This window comes from Halobacillus litoralis (assembly GCF_020524085.2).
Lineage (GTDB): Bacteria > Bacillota > Bacilli > Bacillales > Halobacillaceae > Halobacillus > Halobacillus litoralis_E.
The window spans coordinates 1,591,958-1,607,685 of the sequence record NZ_CP129016.1; the positions used below are offsets into that span (position 1 = coordinate 1,591,958).

Below are 15,728 nucleotides of genomic sequence, written 5' to 3' on the forward strand. Positions count from 1 at the left end.
GGAGGAGTATGATGAGTCGATTTTTCATAAATACCGTCCTTCTCGAAAAAAATCGTTGGGAGCCAGGGCGGAACCCTTCCCTTCGTGTCAGTGATTGGATGGGAAGGATGCAGTCCGATGGGTTTGATGGCATTGAATTATGGGAGAACCATGCGATGAAAAACTCAGAAGAAGAAGTGGAAGCTCTCAAGGATCACCCATTGCCGATTGAAATCTTTAATTCGTATGTCGGTTTTGATGACGATCAGGAAAAAGAGAGAGCTGAAGCGGCAGCGATGATTCGCCGATTACACCCGAAGCGAGTGAAGTTCAACTTTGGAAATTCGAAAGCTTCGTTGAATGTGTATATTCGTAATTTTAATGATTGGAAGGACCAGCTCCCTGAAGATTGCGAGCTTTTGTGTGAGTGTCATCCAGGGACCGTCATGGAAGACCCCAGCACTGCGCGGGAGCTACTTGAACAACTGGAATCGGTGGGTGTCAAAGCGATAACCCATCCATTTCATGAGCAGGTGAATCTGAATGATTGGTTCAATTACTTAGGAGACAAAATCGTTCACGCACATGTGAGTCTTTTTAAGGACCATGCTTTTCATTCGTTGGAAGATGAACCGGATTTGATCCATGAACGTCTCCAAATTCTTAAAGAACGCCGGTATCGAGGAACCTTCTCTATGGAATTTACAAAAGGAGTAGCTGAAGCGAGTGAAACCCTGCAAGAAATTTATGCGCATGCGGTGAAAGACTTCTCCTATTTAAAGAAACAATTGCAAACACAGGAGGTGCAAAGATGATGTTAACCGTCGGTGTAATCGGTGGAGGACTGATTGCGAGAGAACATCTGGAAGCCATCCAAACCATGAACGACCTTCATTCGGTAGCCTTAGCGGAGATCGATTCTTCCAAAAGAGATGCTTTAGCTGGAGAGTACGGGCTAAATGGTTATACCGACTACAAACAAATGATCCAGGAAACCACGCCGGACATTGTCATCATTACCCTGCCCCATCACTTACATAAGGAGGCAGCGCTATTTTCTGCCCAAAAAGGTTGTCACCTACTGCTGGAAAAACCGATGGCCTTAAACTCTGAAGAGTGTGAGGAAATTATGAAAGCTGCTGCAGAGCACAAGGTGCAGTTGCTGGTCGGACATATTCAGCACTATTTCCGGGAAAATAGGATGGCGAAGCGGGTGATCCAAGAGCTTGAGCTGGGCGACTTGGTGTTCATCAATGAAACGCGTCATCTCAACTACTTTACGGATGACCGGCCGGCATGGTTTCTGGATCCGGCATGCTCAGGAGGCGGCATCATTATGAACATTGGAGCTCACTGTATTGATAAGGTTCAATGGGTTGTTGATGAGCTTTTCACGAAGGTCACCTCCAACTTATCGTATCGATTCCCAGGAATTGAGGGGGCTGGACTGCTTCACTTGGAGACAGATTCAGGAATTCCCGTCAGTATTTCGATATCAGGGTACACCCCGGTCCCTCGGCATGTGACAGAATTCGTTTTTACAAAAGGTATGATGAAAGTTGAAGTAGGAAAAGGAGTGTGGGTCAGTAAAGATGGAAGGTATGAACAAGTCTACGTTTCCAATCAGAACCAACCTTTTCAAGATCAGTTGATTGAGTTGATCGATGGAATTACAGGGAAAGCTCCTATTGAAAATACGGGGGAGTATGGCAAGTCCATCGTTCAAGTCATTGAAGCTATCTACCAATCGAATCAGGAAGCGAAGACTATCCGTTTATCTCATTCGTTACACAGGAAGGAGGGACTCGTTTGAACTTAAGATTGGAAGGCGATATGGAAGAATTTCAAGCAGCGCTGGACGAGCTCGTAGAAGTCTATGGATGCTCACTGAATAAAGAAGGTGGTCTGCAGATTGAGGTGCACCGGTGGGAGCATAAAAACTTAAAGGTCACTTTGAATGAAAAGGATGGATCTATTTTTTACAACCAGCCGATTCATTTTTTCAGGGCGTTGGGATTATTGCTGGAAAAAGCGGCTCAAACTTCTACTTTCACGATTGAGGAAACCCCGCAGTTCACGATGAACGGAATCATGCTCGACTGCTCCAGGAACGGTGTCATGAAGCCGGAACAAATCAAAACGATGATCCGGATGATGGCTGTGATGGGTTTGAATATGCTGATGCTTTATATGGAAGATACATATGAGATTGAAGAGCAGCCCTACTTTGGCTACAGGCGCGGTCGCTACAGTCAAAATGAATTGAAGGAATTGGACGATTACGCAGCTGGTTTTGGGATCGAACTGATTCCAAGCATTCAGACGCTTGCTCATTTGTCGACCTTTTTGCGGTGGGATGGGAATGAAGCGTTGAAGGATACTTCTGATATCCTGCTCGCAGGTGCAGAAGAAACCTACGAACTGATTGAGCAGATGATCTCCTCCGTGATGCAGCCATTTCGGACGAAACGAATCCATATCGGTATGGACGAGGCACACTTGTTAGGCCGAGGACAATATTTGAAGAAACATGGGTACCGTCCAAGCTTTGAAATCATGAACGATCATTTGAAGGAAGTATTGCAGATCACTCGAAATAAAGGTCTTGATCCGATGATATGGAGTGACATGTACTTCCGGATGGCTTCTGATCAAGGACACTACTACGACTTGGATGCACAAATTCCAGAAGAGGTCACTGAGGAGATGCCGAAAGATGTACAGTACGTCTACTGGGACTACTACCATGAAGATGAAGAATTTTACCGCGCGTTCCTGCAAAAACATCAGTCATTCGGACCAAAACCTTTATTTGCTGGCGGTATCTGGACCTGGAATGGCGTTTCCATCCATTATCCAAAAACCTTCCGTGTGATTGAGGCTTCTTACGGGGCTTGTAAAAAAGAAGGCATCGAAGAAGTCTTCTCCACCCTTTGGGGGGATAATGGGGCGGAAACCAACCCTTTTCTAAGTCTTTTAGGACTCCAGCTTATTGCTGAACATGGATATGCCGAAGAGCCTGATATGGAAAAGGTCAGGGGGCGATTTGCCTTCTGCACAGGAGCAGATATGGATGCTTTTCGAAAAGTCGGAGAGCTGGATCGACCTCCGGGAGTAGAGGAGGGCGAGTTGGAACCCGCTAACCCATCCAAATATTTGTTGTGGCAGGACCCCTTCGTCGGTTTGTTTGATAAACAAGGGGAAGGATTACCTTTGAACACTTATTATGAAGACCTCCATCGTCAATTGGAGCGGGCGAAGAAGGATGTAGGTTCCAGGAGTTGGATCCTGGAGGTGCCCGGTCAAATCTGTGCTGTCTTAAGCCTGAAAAGCGAACTCAATCATCAGTTGAAGACCGCTTATGAGGAAAAAGATTCTAAAGCTCTGCAACAGATGAAAGAACAACTTCTGCCCAACCTATTTCTGGAGGTAGAGCGGTTAAGAGACATGCATTATGAACAGTGGATGAAAGTGAACAAGCCTTTTGGATGGGAAGTTTTGGACATTCGATATGGGGGAGTAATGGCAAGGCTTCGGACAGCGATCCGTAGACTGTCCGACTATTTGGAAGGTCATATTACAGAAATTCCTGAACTTGAAGAAGCAAGGCTTCCTTTTTCATCGCGTGAAAACGGGTATGTCAGGTGCAATGATTATCAGAGCATCGCATCGGCGAACCCGCTTTAATAGATCATAGAGAAGGTTGTGATAGTCAAGGTTGGCAAATCGATTCTTAAGACGCAGGTGTATTAAAAATACAGGAGGGTTTTGATGATGAAATTATCTAAGAGAATAGGTTGGCTGACAGGTTTATGTGCAATGGCTTTCGTTTTCGCATTTCTCCCTGGAACCATCTCAGCAGAAACAGCATCCGGCAAAGATAAAGCGATGTGGGCTTGGTTCCCGAATGAGGACATTAACACGGAGGAATCAAGAGAAGAGATGGTTTCCTTTGCTGAAGAAAAAGGTGTGAACGTGATTTACTTGAATATTGGGGCAAGAGAGGATCTGCCTTATATCCAAAAGCATCCCGAACAATACCAAGCGTTTATCCAGCTTGCACATGCCAACGGAATTGAAGTCCATGCGCTAGATGGAGCGGCGGAATGGGCGTTAGCTGAAAATAGGCATGTCGCCTTATCCCGTTTGTTCGATGTACTGGACTATAACCGGACAGTTGAAGAAGACGAAAAGTTTGACGGTATCCAGTTTGATATTGAGCCTTATTTGCTGGATGAGTGGGATACGGATGAAAGAACGGAAGTCATCGACCAATATTTGAAAGGGTTGCATGTGATCGACTCTATCGTACAATCTCCTAAAATGAAGAGTGATTTTGAGTTCATGGTAGCTATGCCGTTCTGGTTTGATGGAGAAAAATATGAAACCACGTATAAAGGCGTAACTCAGCCCCTTTCCGATCATGTCATGGATACCGTAAGTGATGGTGTGGCCATCATGGCTTACCGTGATTTTGCAGAAGGAAGAGATTCCATTTCGTATCATACCGAGCACGAAGTCGATTATGCCAATCAGATTGGAAGCAAAGTCATTCTTGGAGTGGAAACTCAATATTTGGAACCTTATGAGAAGGTGTCCTTTTTTGAAGAAGGGGAAGCCTATATGAATGAACAGCTGCAAATACTGGATGAGCTTTATGAGAATGAACCATCCTATGCTGGGCAGGCGATTCATAAATATCAAAGCTACCAGACGATGAAGCCGTAACTTAGTAGAATCCACTCTCGTTAGGTATTCTATTTGTGCTCCCTTGTTTAAAGAAAAACATACCATCACTGAATTTTCAGTGATGGTATGTTTTTGTATGTACGACAACATGGAACACTGATATCTTCTAAGCAGCTATTCCTTTAGCGTAAAGTTAACCTCATATTCTTCTTTCTCCTCCCCTTCCTCGTTTAGGCTCAGTTCAGATTGGGGGATGATGCCTGAAAATAAGTAGGGAGGAGTTTTAACGTTTTAAAACGTATTTGTAAGGGGGGAAGGAATAAGAAAATTTATGATAGGAGTGAGTGAACGTATGGAATATAAAGGTCACCCATCCATTGAAACCATCTACAAACATTTACACGAGCACCCGGAAATCAGCTGGCAGGAAAATAATACGACCGATTACATAGAAAGACGATTAGGAAAGACGAGCTTCAAAGTTCAACGTTTTGATGAATGCCCGGGGTTGGTCGCAGAACTTGGTCAAGGAGAACCATGTGTGGCCCTTCGTGCAGACATGGATGCTCTTTGGCAGGAAGTGGACGGAGAATTCAAAGCCAACCATTCATGTGGACATGATGCCCACATGTCGATTGTTCTTCATGCTCTTTTTGCGCTGGAAGAGAAACAAGCGGAATGGGAAGGGACGTTACGCGTCATTTTTCAGCCGGCAGAGGAAACGATTGAAGGCGCTCTTGCTATGGTAGAAAAGGGAGTCATGGATGATGTGGATTACCTTTTCGGCCTCCATTTGAGACCAATCCAGGAGTTGAGGTCAGGAGAGTTTGCCCCAGCTATTCAACACGGGGCTGTACGTTTCCTCGAAGGACGGATAGAAGGAGAAGACGCTCATGGAGCGCGACCGCATCTAAATAAAAATGCGATTGAATTAGGTGCAGAATTGGTTCAGTTGCTTAATAACATCCACGTGGATCCAATGGTCCCCCACTCCGCTAAAGTGACCTCGTTCCACAGCGGAGGGAAAAGTACGAATATCATTCCAGGTCAAGCGACGTTTTCCATTGATCTAAGAGCTCAGACGAATGAAGTTATGGATGAATTGGTGGCTAAAGTAAAATCAGTCTGTGATGCCCTATCAAACTTGCATGGTGTGAGTATTCAAGTGGAGGAGAAGGGAAAAGTTCCAGCGGCAGTGGTCAGTGAGGAAGCAGCCGGTTATTTAGAACGAGCTATTCTTAAGGTCATAGGGGAAGATGCTTTAAAAGCAACCATTCAAACGACCGGAGGAGATGATTTTCACTTTTACACGATACAAAGGCCTGAGTTGAAGGCATCGATGCTTGCCGTCGGTTGTGATTTGCAGCCAGGGCTGCATCATCCGAATATGACATTTGATCAAAGCGTTATGACTGATGCTTCTCGTGTTTTAGTAGAGGCGGTGATTGGTGTTTTGGGAAACAGATAAGGAGTCATTGTGCATTCTTTTGTTTCTGTTGGAAAAGCATGTGGTAAACAATGTAAGAATATGAACTTTTCCAAGGGAGATGTAAAAGTGATGAAAAAGAAACAGCTAGGAAAGTCAGATTTACAGGTGAACCCGATCGGACTTGGGACAAACGCTGTCGGTGGCCACAACATTTATCCGAACTTGGATGAAGAGGCCGGAAAAGACGTGGTCCGCACAGCTTTGAATCATGGAATGAATTTCTTGGATACAGCTTACATCTATGGACCTGAACGTTCCGAAGAACTGGTCGGAGAGGTCATGAAAGAGTATAAAAGGGATGAAATTGTTCTCGCAACGAAAGGAGCTCATCAATTCAAGGGAGAAGATGTCGTTTTTAACAATGAACCTTCCTTTTTGAAAAAATCGGTGGAAGACAGCCTTCAACGCTTGAGTACGGACTATACCGACCTCTACTACATCCATTTTCCTGACGAGAAGACACCGAAGGACGAAGCGGTGGGTGCATTGAAAGAGTTGAAAGATGAAGGAAAGATACGGTCCATTGGGGTTTCCAACTTCTCGGTGGAGCAACTGAAAGAAGCCAACAAAGACGGTTATGTGGATGTCATCCAAGGGGAGTACAATCTCTTCAAGCGCAAAGCGGAAAACGAAATGCTGCCCTACACGGCTGACAATCAAATCTCATTCGTTCCCTACTTCCCATTTGCCTCCGGTCTTCTGGCTGGAAAATATGATGAGAATACGACGTTTGATGATTTCCGTGCGAAGAACCCTCTTTTCCAGGGAGAGAACTTTAAACAAAATTTAGCTAAAGTCGATCAGTTAAGGCCTATAGCGGAAGAGAAGAGAGTGGAGGTTCCTCATATTGTGTTGGCCTGGTACTTGCATCAGCCATCCATTGATGCCGTCATTCATGGGGCGAAGCGTACGGAACAGGTAGTTGATAACTTGAAGACGTTGGATGTGCAATTGACTGATCAAGAAATTTCGAAAATCAGTGAGATTTTTTCTTAAGCAGATTTGTTTGAAATTGATTATGTAGAAAAACGTTCACCTCTGATTGATAAGGGGTGAACGTTTTTTCATTGCATTATTCGTGAGGCGTAAACGCAAAGCATATGATTTTTCTTTTTTAATCTTTAATCATATCCTCATTATTCTTGATCATCTCAGTGACAGCTTTTTTCGGATCAAAGAGCTTTTCGCCTTTCAAAAATTCCAGGTGTTCTTTATGGGTAGCTAAAGTTCTTTCAATCCCTCCCGGATCTTTGAAATGCACCATTTTCGGACGAATCAATTCATAAATCGTTCGTCCAATTTCCATTGTGAACGGATTTTCAGTTTCCTCTAAAATGGCATAGTGGAATTCTAAATCGATGTCCACAAGCTCCTCTGGAGTCAAGTCAGGAGTCATACGTTCCACTTGAGATTGATACACCGCTTCAATCTTGTCCAGATCTTTCTTTTCTTTCGTAATGACCATGTTCATCAGCAGCATTTCAAAATGTTGGCGAAATTCGATAAGCTGCTCGAGGTTATGACTATGCATGATCAAACTGAAGACAAGCGGGTTCATCGTCAACTTGGAAGAGTTATCAGTAATGAACATTCCTTCTCCGCGTTTGATTTGAATAACACCGATCGACTCAAGGATCTTGATTGCTTCCCGGACAGGTGTACGGCTCACTCCTAATTGTTCAATCAGCTCCATTTCGGTCGGCAATTTATCTCCAGGTTTCAGCTTCCCCTCAATTAAATAATCCTTGATCAAGGAAACAATCCCCATCGTCTTTGTTTGATTCGGGTGAATTCTGTTGAATGTAAGATTCAATAAAAACATCCTCACATAAAAGTATTTTAATATTTCAGAATTTTACATAGAAAGCCGTTTACATCGTTAGAATATTCAGATAATATACTGTATATAATACATCATACATATGATGTACACGTCAATAGCTTTTATTTATCGGTCATGTATTGAAAATGATCTTCATTGAAGTTCAGGAAAAATTCAGGAAAGGAGGAGAAAGATGATAGAAGTCATTGAAGCACTGATTCAAACCACTGCAAAGGATCGGGTCACTACAAATGAGACGGTTTTGGCTCAGCACAGTAAAGATGAGGCTTACTTAGAACCAAGGAACCCTGATGTAGTCGTTTTTCCAGAAACGAGTGAGGAAGTTTCTGAAATCATTAAGATAGCCAATGGATTTCAAGTTCCTGTTGTTCCATTTGGATTGGGGACAAGTCTGGAAGGACATGTGATTCCTTACCACGGTGGAATCAGTCTTGATTTTTCATTGATGAACCAGCAAATCGAAGTCAAACCGGATGATTTCCTTGTAACGGTCGATCCTGGTGTGACACGGTCGCAGCTGAATAAGAAGTTAAAGCCGTATGGTCTATTCTTTTCTGTTGATCCAGGGGCGGACGCTACCCTTGGTGGAATGGCCGCTACGAATGCAAGTGGAACGACCGCTGTGAAGTATGGAGTGATGAAAGACCAGGTGAGGAGCTTAGAGGTGGTGCTTCCGAATGGGAAGGTCATTCAAACAGGGACACACGCAGCGAAGTCTTCCTCTGGATACCACTTGAGCAGTCTGTTTGTAGGATCAGAAGGAACCCTCGGCTGCATTACTAAGCTCACGCTTCAGGTCTACGGAATTCCTGAAAAAATCGTCGCTGCCCGTGTATCTTTCAGGGATTTGAATCAAGCGGTGGAAGCAGTCATTCACTTGTTATCTGCAGGCATTGAGCTCGCAAGGGTGGAGCTCGTTGACGAGGTATCGATCAAACAAGTAAACGAGTCGAATGATAAGAATTTCAGGGAAGCACCGACCTTATTCATCGAATTCCATGGCAATAAAGCGAGTGTCCAGCATGACATTTCTTTTGCTGAAGAGTTATTAGCTGATGCAGATGGAATGGATATCGAGTTTGAAAAAGATGTGAAAGGAAGAAATGAGTTGTGGGAAGCGCGTCATAACCTTGCGTATTCTTTCGTTCACGGACATCCTGGGAAGAAAATGATGGTCACTGATGTCTGTCTGCCGATCTCTCAGTTAGCGCGTGGCATCCAACATGCACGCGAACAAATGGATGCGCTTTCACTTGATGGTGCTTTACTTGGTCATGTGGGGGATGGGAATTTTCATGCGTTACTTATGATTGATCCCGACAATTCGGAAGAGAAGCAGAAAGCGGATCTGTTCAATGAAGCGATCGTCCATCATGCCCTTCAAAGAGGGGGAACATGTACGGGAGAACATGGAGTAGGAGTCGGGAAAATGAAATACCAGAAGTTGGAACATGGAGATTCATTTGAAGTGATGCAGCAAATTAAAATGGCGCTTGATCCGAATCAAATCATGAACCCTGGAAAGATTTTCGATAGGGTATAGGGGGCGGAATAATGAAAAAAGTATCGTTTTGGTTGGTTTCTCTATTATTCTTAATGGTTTTGGCTGCATGTGGAAGTGATGATGCTTCTTCTGATGGCGGCGATGAAACATACACACTCCAAGCTGGTCATTCTTTACCAGAGGATCACCCTTATCATTTAGGGTTCCTTGAAATGGCGGAAAACGTGGAAGAACGAACAGACGGACGAGTGAAAATCGAAGTATTCCCGAACAGTGAAATCGGGGCAGAGCGCGAACTGACGGAAGGGATGACGCTTGGAACGGTAGACCTTGTCGTATCATCAACCGCTCCTGTCACGAATTTTGTTCCAGAATTGGCCGTCCTTGATGCTCCATTTATCTTTAAGAATCGTGAAGAGGCGGTCAACGTTTTAGAAGGGGAAGTAGGAGATACGCTCTTTTCCACAATGAAAGAAGAAGGAATCATCGGACTCTCATGGGGAGAAAACGGCTACAGACATGTGACGAACAGTGTGCGTCCAATTGAAAAGCCTGCCGATTTGGAAGGGTTGAAAATCCGTACCCAGGAAAACGAAATTCACTTGGCAGCTTTCGAGGAATTAGGAGCGCAGCCGACACCGATGGCTTGGACAGAGGCGTTGACGGCCCTGCAGCAAGGAGTCGTGGATGCACAGGAGAACCCGGCGATTGTTGCCGACCAGTTCAAGCTCTATGAAGCCAACCAGGAACACATGACGTTAACAGGCCACGTGTATTCCGTTGCCATTTATATGATGAGTCAGCAAACCTACGATGAACTTCCGGAAGAACTCCGTGACATCGTTATGGAAGAAGGACAGAAAGTCGGTGCGATGGAACGAGAAATGATTGTAGAGATGGAAAAAGAGTCCTTGCAAACATTGAAGGATGAAGGTATGCAGATCATCGAAGAAGTCGATACACAGCCTTTCCAGGAAGCCGTGAAACCTGTGTATGATCAAATCGAATATCAGGACTTATTGAACCAAATACTTGATGCGCAAGAGTAATGTGGAACAGGGAAGGTGAGTTTTTCCCTTCCCTTTTTCTTCATTCAGAGAGGAGGAGTTATCATCCAATCGTTCTTAAAATACATAAACCTGGGGATGAAACATTTCCTGAATCTTTTGCTGGCTGTATTGACCGTTTCTGTATTTATGCAGGTGGTCTTCCGTTTTCTTATTGAACAGCCATTGGCATGGACGGAAGAATTGGCTCGGTACTGCCTGATTTGGATCACTTTTCTGGGGGCGGCTTATGCCATGTCGCTGAGAGCCCATCTGGGCGTGGAGTTTTTCGTGAATTCCTTTCCTTTATTAGGGAGAAAAATCATGGCCGTTCTCGCAGGCATCGTCAGTCTTTCGTTTTTTTCCATCCTTGTCATTTACGGATTTCAGCTTGTAAATAAATCAACGAGCCAGACATCACCCGTCCTCGATCTGCCGATGGGATTTGTCTACCTTGTCATTCCGATCAGTGGCATTTTTCTTATCATTAACCTACTCGCCAATACCATTTCAGATGTGTTGAAAAAGGAGGGCGAATCTCATGACGATCCTGCTCTTTAGTATCTTGATTATCCTTTTCTTAATCAATGTCCCGATTGCTGTCACGCTCGGAATGGCGGCGACCATCGTTTTTCTCATTGAGGGGAATTTATCGATCATCGTTATTGTTCAGCGCATGTTCAATTCGGTCGACTCTTTTCCATTATTAGCGGTTCCCTTTTTCATTCTAGCTGGAAAGCTAATGGAAAACGGCGGCATCTCCCGGCGGTTGATTCATTTTGCTGATGTCATTGTCGGCAGAGTCAGAGGCGGCTTGGCCATTGTTTCCATCGTTGCCTGTGCCTTTTTTGCTGCGATTTCGGGATCTGCCGCGGCTACCACTGCAGCCGTTGGTTCTTTGCTGATCCCTGCAATGGTGAAAAAAGGCTATGACAAAAGCTTTTCGACTGCTTTGCAAGCGGCTGGAGGGACTGTAGGAATCATGATTCCTCCGAGTGTACCCCTTGTTCTTTATGGGGTAACGGCCGGCGTTTCGATCAGCGATTTGTTCCTTGCTGGAATTATTCCAGGGGTTTTAGTCGTCGGCTCTTTGATTGTTTTAGTCTTTTTCATTTCTGTGAAAGAGGGATATGGGGGCGGTGAGTCCCACTCCTTTAAAGAGTTTTTGAGAGCGTTTGCGGATGCGATCTTAGCTCTTTTGATGCCTGTCATCATCTTGGGAGGGATCTATGGTGGAATTTTCACCGCTACTGAAGCAGCGGTTGTGGCTGTTGTTTACGGATTGATTGTTGGAGTCTTCATCTATAGAGAAATCAAACTCCCGGACTTGACCGAAATCTTCTCCTCATCTGTCGTCATTTCAGCTGTCATCATGTTCATCATCGCGGGTGCATCTGCTTTCGGTTATTACTTGACGCGCCAACGAATCCCCGCCCAATTGACAGAAACGATGCTTGGAGTGACGGATAATTGGATCATCGCTTTGTTGATCATTAATCTCTTACTCATATTTGTTGGGATCTTTTTGGAAACATCAGCAGCGATCATCATACTGACACCGATCCTCGTTCCTATCGCTAATGCGATGGGCATTGATCTTACGCATTTCGGCATTATTATGATCGTCAATTTAGCGATCGGCTTTATTACTCCTCCTGTGGGAGTCAACTTATTCGTTGCTGCAAATATTTCCGGGACAAAATTTGAAAAGTTAGTTCGAGCCATCATCCCATTCATTATCATTATGATTATCGATGTACTGATCGTTTCATTCTTACCATTTTTGAGCCTGTGGTTCATTCAATAGAAAGACGAGGAGGGGTTATGTGAAAACTTATCGATTAGCTGTACTGCCAGGAGACGGCATTGGTCCTGAAGTCGTGGAGGAAGGGATGAAAGTTTTGGACGCTTTAACCAAAGCAGATTCGTCCTTCCAGTTAGAGACGACATCCTTTGACTGGAATTCTGAACATTACTTGAAGCACAAACGCATGATGCCTGAAGACGGTCTGTCCACTTTAAAAGAGTATGATGCGATCTTCTTCGGGGCCATTGGCGACCGGCGTGTCCCTGAACACATTCCGATTTGGGACCTGATCATGCCAATCCGCAAAAACTTTCATCAATATGTGAACCTTCGCCCGATCAAACAATTGCCTGGCGTACAAAGTCCCATTCAAGCGGATGGACCAATAGACTTCTACGTTTTCAGAGAGAACGCAGAAGGCGAGTATTCCAACATCGGTGGCCGGTTGTATCAAGAAACATCTGATGAACTGGCGATTCAAAATACGGTGATAACGAAAAAAGGTGTGCAGCGATTGGCCCGCTATGCCTTCGACTACGCTCAGAAAAGCGATGTAAAAAAAGTCGTGAATGCGACGAAATCCAATGCGATTGTCCACTCGATGAGACTGTGGGATGAGTCAGTCAAAGAGGTGGCTAAGAATTATGAAGGAATAGCAGTCGAGGATGTTTATATTGACGCATTGGTTGCACATTTAGTCCAGCGCCCGGAATCCTTTGACGTCATTGTTGCTTCCAATTTGTTCGGCGATATTTTAACAGATCTTGGAGCAGCGCTTGTTGGTGGATTAGGGTTATCACCATCCGCCAACCTTAATCCAGAAGGGGATTTTCCATCCATGTTTGAGCCGATTCATGGGTCTGCTCCTGATATCACAGGAAAACAAATGGCCAATCCGATTGCTCAAATATGGTCGGCGGCTTTAATGTTGGAGCATTTAGGAAGGAAAGACTTGAGTTTGATAGTGATGAACGCCATTGAACAAGTCATAGAAACGAGGACAGCTTTGACTCCTGATATGGGAGGAAGCGCGAAAACGTTTGAAACCGGTGACGCTATTGTCAAACAAATCTACCATCAGATGTAGGAGGATAACTCTATGAATTTTCGAAACAAAAATGTTGTCGTGACAGGGGCTAATGGTGGAATGGGACAAGTCATTACGAAACGGTTTTTAGAAGAAGGAGCGAAAGTAGCGGCTCTTGATCTGCAGGTCGATCAGGTGAAAAAGTGGAAAAACGAATACGGCGATCAATTCGAGGTCATTTCCGCAAACCTTACAGAGGAAATAGAAGTGAGGGAGGCTATCGAGAAAGCGACGGAATTTCTGGGACCTATCTCCATTTTAGTGAATACTCTAGGAATCGCTCAGCCTGCGACACCGATTGATGAAGTGGAAGTGGCCGACTGGGATCGTCTTTTGGCTGTAAATACGACTTCTTTATTTCTTATAAACAAAGAAGTGGTAAAAGGAATGAAAGAGCAGCGTGCTGGTGTAATCACCAATGTTGCTTCTATTGCCGCTGAGCGTCCGCGGCCGGGTTTGAATGCCTATGTCACATCAAAAGGAGGCGCTTTAGCTTTTACAAAAGCGCTCGCCATTGAACTGGCTGAATACAAAATCCGTGTGAATGCAATCAATCCGGGTCCATCAGATACAAGTATGCTGGGGAAATTCAGCCCAGAAGGTGGTGACGTAGATCAGGTGAAAGAAGATACGTTTAAGAAAAGTGTGCCTCTAGGGGAGTTGGTGACTCCTGGAGATATCGCGGAAGCGGCCCTTTATTTGAGTTCTGACGGTGCACGGATGGTGACAGGAAGTGTTCTGAACGTTGACGGCGGACGAGGACTTTAATAAGAGGAAAGGGATGAAGGTATGAAGCACATGTATGTTGGTGGTGAATGGGTAGAAAGTGAGGATAAAAGAACGGTAGCTACGAAAGATCCAGCGACCCAAGAAGTCATTGCAGAAGTACCAAGGGGTGGCAAAGACGATGTTCATCGAGCTGTATTGACCGCACGACATACCTTTGAATCGGAGGAATGGCAGGACTTTGCCGCTGAAGAGCGCGGGAGGATTCTTTTTGACATGGCAAGAAGGATCAGAGCATCGGCTGAAGAGTTCGCTCAACTGGAAACAAAGGATACAGGAAAGCCGATTTCTCAAGCCCGAGGGGATGTGGAAGCTGCTGCCCGTTATTTTGAATATTACGCAGGCATGGCTGATAAGATTTTTGGAGAAACGATCCCGGTCCAGTCGGATGTATTGGATTACACGGTGAGGGAGCCGGTGGGAGTGACGGCTCATATTATTCCCTGGAACTATCCGATCCAGATCACTTCACGGAGTACAGCTGCTGCCATTGCCACAGGGAATACTGTTGTCGTAAAGCCGGCGGAGGATACACCTCTTACAGCCCTTAAACTCGCAGAACTTTTTGATGAAACATCTTTGCCTAAAGGTGTATTCAATGTCATTACGGGCTACGGAAAAGAAGCCGGGGATGCGTTGATTCATCATCCAGAGGTCAACCATATCACCTTTACCGGTTCTGTCCAGACGGGGAGGCTTGTCATGGAAGCAGGTTCAAAGAATATTGTTCCTGTCACGTTGGAACTTGGAGGCAAGTCCCCGAATATCGTTTTTGCTGATGCCAAGTTGGACGAGGCTGCGAAGTGGATCGTCAAATCGATTGTCCAGAATGCCGGTCAGACGTGTTCGGCTGGTTCGCGTCTTCTCATTGAAGAAGGAATAAAGGGAGAATTTTTACAACGAATCCAGAAACAAATGGAGAGCTTAAAGCTGGGGAGAGGGTTGGATGACCCTGACCTGGGTCCCGTATTGTCGCAAAAGCAATACGAACGGATTGAAATGTTTTTGGACATTGCGAAGAAGGAACACGCATCGTTTTTAACAGGAGGGGAGCGCGTCCATGTAGATGGATGTGAAAATGGATATTTTCTTGCCCCGACCATCATTGATGGACTTGATCCTCAAAGTGAAGTAGCGCAGGAAGAAATATTCGGACCAGTGCTCAGCGTGTTCACTTTCAAAGAAGAAAAAGAAGCCATTCATCTGGCCAATGACACCCCTTATGGATTGGTGACAGGGGTATGGACGGAAAACATCGGACGAGCTCACCGGCTGGCTAAGAAAATAAGAGCCGGACAGGTATTCATCAATAACTATGGAGCTGGGGGAGGCATCCAGATGCCTTTTGGTGGATACAAAAAAAGTGGCTTTGGCAGGGAGAAGGGCCTTGAAGCATTGAACAACTATACGATCCTGAAGAATGTTGCGGTCAAGATGTAAACGTACTTTTTTTATTACCTTATGAATCAATGAAAACTTCTAACGTTGGAGTTTTTTA

At 44.9% G+C, this 15,728-nt stretch carries 14 protein-coding genes; 13 read left to right on the forward strand and 1 reads right to left on the reverse strand.

Features of this window, described 5'->3' with window-relative positions:
* The first annotated feature begins 11 nt into the window (after nt 1-11).
* From LC065_RS08020 to LC065_RS08045, 6 genes are all read left to right on the forward strand, one after another.
* Nucleotides 12-794 carry a sugar phosphate isomerase/epimerase family protein gene (locus LC065_RS08020; RefSeq protein WP_226592388.1) on the forward strand — a complete coding sequence of 261 codons (783 nt, stop codon included), beginning with the start codon at nt 12-14 and terminating at the stop codon, nt 792-794.
* A complete protein-coding gene (locus LC065_RS08025) occupies nt 791-1,792 on the forward strand; it encodes a Gfo/Idh/MocA family protein (RefSeq protein ID WP_306163874.1) in 1,002 nt (333 codons plus the stop codon). Before LC065_RS08020 ends, LC065_RS08025 begins: the two co-directional genes overlap by 4 nt.
* The gene (locus tag LC065_RS08030; RefSeq protein WP_306163875.1) at nt 1,789-3,666 is read left to right on the forward strand and encodes a beta-N-acetylhexosaminidase; all 1,878 of its coding nucleotides are present in this window, start codon (nt 1,789-1,791) and stop codon (nt 3,664-3,666) included. Before LC065_RS08025 ends, LC065_RS08030 begins: the two co-directional genes overlap by 4 nt.
* Before the next feature lie 84 nt (nt 3,667-3,750).
* Entirely contained in the window at nt 3,751-4,707 is a 957-nt protein-coding gene (locus tag LC065_RS08035) for a glycoside hydrolase family protein (RefSeq protein WP_226592382.1), read from the forward strand.
* Nucleotides 4,708-5,020: 313 nt separating this feature from the next.
* Entirely contained in the window at nt 5,021-6,136 is a 1,116-nt protein-coding gene (locus LC065_RS08040; RefSeq protein WP_226592380.1) for a M20 peptidase aminoacylase family protein, read from the forward strand.
* A 90-nt stretch (nt 6,137-6,226) separates the two neighbouring features.
* Complete coding sequence (locus LC065_RS08045; protein ID WP_371933421.1) at nt 6,227-7,153, forward strand: aldo/keto reductase; 927 nt, start codon at nt 6,227-6,229, stop codon at nt 7,151-7,153.
* Between the two features lie 118 nt (nt 7,154-7,271).
* Here the strand turns inward: LC065_RS08045 and LC065_RS08050 are convergent, their stop codons facing one another.
* Complete coding sequence (locus LC065_RS08050) at nt 7,272-7,970, reverse strand: FadR/GntR family transcriptional regulator (protein WP_226592376.1); 699 nt, start codon at nt 7,968-7,970, stop codon at nt 7,272-7,274.
* A 202-nt stretch (nt 7,971-8,172) separates the two neighbouring features.
* Here LC065_RS08050 and LC065_RS08055 point away from each other — a divergent pair, with 202 nt between their 5' ends.
* From LC065_RS08055 to LC065_RS08085, 7 genes are all read left to right on the forward strand, one after another.
* On the forward strand, nt 8,173-9,543 hold the full coding sequence (locus LC065_RS08055) for an FAD-binding oxidoreductase (protein ID WP_226592374.1): 1,371 nt from the start codon (nt 8,173-8,175) through the stop codon (nt 9,541-9,543).
* Nucleotides 9,544-9,554: 11 nt separating this feature from the next.
* Nucleotides 9,555-10,553: a TRAP transporter substrate-binding protein gene (locus tag LC065_RS08060; protein ID WP_226592372.1), complete on the forward strand. Its 999-nt coding sequence runs from the start codon at nt 9,555-9,557 to the stop codon at nt 10,551-10,553.
* A gap of 96 nt (nt 10,554-10,649) precedes the next feature.
* A complete protein-coding gene (locus LC065_RS08065; RefSeq protein ID WP_264187863.1) occupies nt 10,650-11,111 on the forward strand; it encodes a TRAP transporter small permease in 462 nt (153 codons plus the stop codon).
* Nucleotides 11,092-12,357, forward strand: coding sequence for a TRAP transporter large permease (locus LC065_RS08070; protein WP_226592370.1), 1,266 nt, complete (start codon nt 11,092-11,094; stop codon nt 12,355-12,357). Before LC065_RS08065 ends, LC065_RS08070 begins: the two co-directional genes overlap by 20 nt.
* A gap of 19 nt (nt 12,358-12,376) precedes the next feature.
* Nucleotides 12,377-13,444 carry a tartrate dehydrogenase gene (locus tag LC065_RS08075; protein ID WP_226592368.1) on the forward strand — a complete coding sequence of 356 codons (1,068 nt, stop codon included), beginning with the start codon at nt 12,377-12,379 and terminating at the stop codon, nt 13,442-13,444.
* 12 nt (nt 13,445-13,456) lie between these two features.
* Nucleotides 13,457-14,212: an SDR family NAD(P)-dependent oxidoreductase gene (locus tag LC065_RS08080; protein WP_226592366.1), complete on the forward strand. Its 756-nt coding sequence runs from the start codon at nt 13,457-13,459 to the stop codon at nt 14,210-14,212.
* Nucleotides 14,213-14,233: 21 nt separating this feature from the next.
* On the forward strand, nt 14,234-15,670 hold the full coding sequence (locus LC065_RS08085; RefSeq protein ID WP_226592365.1) for an aldehyde dehydrogenase family protein: 1,437 nt from the start codon (nt 14,234-14,236) through the stop codon (nt 15,668-15,670).
* The last annotated feature ends 58 nt before the right edge of the window (nt 15,671-15,728 follow it).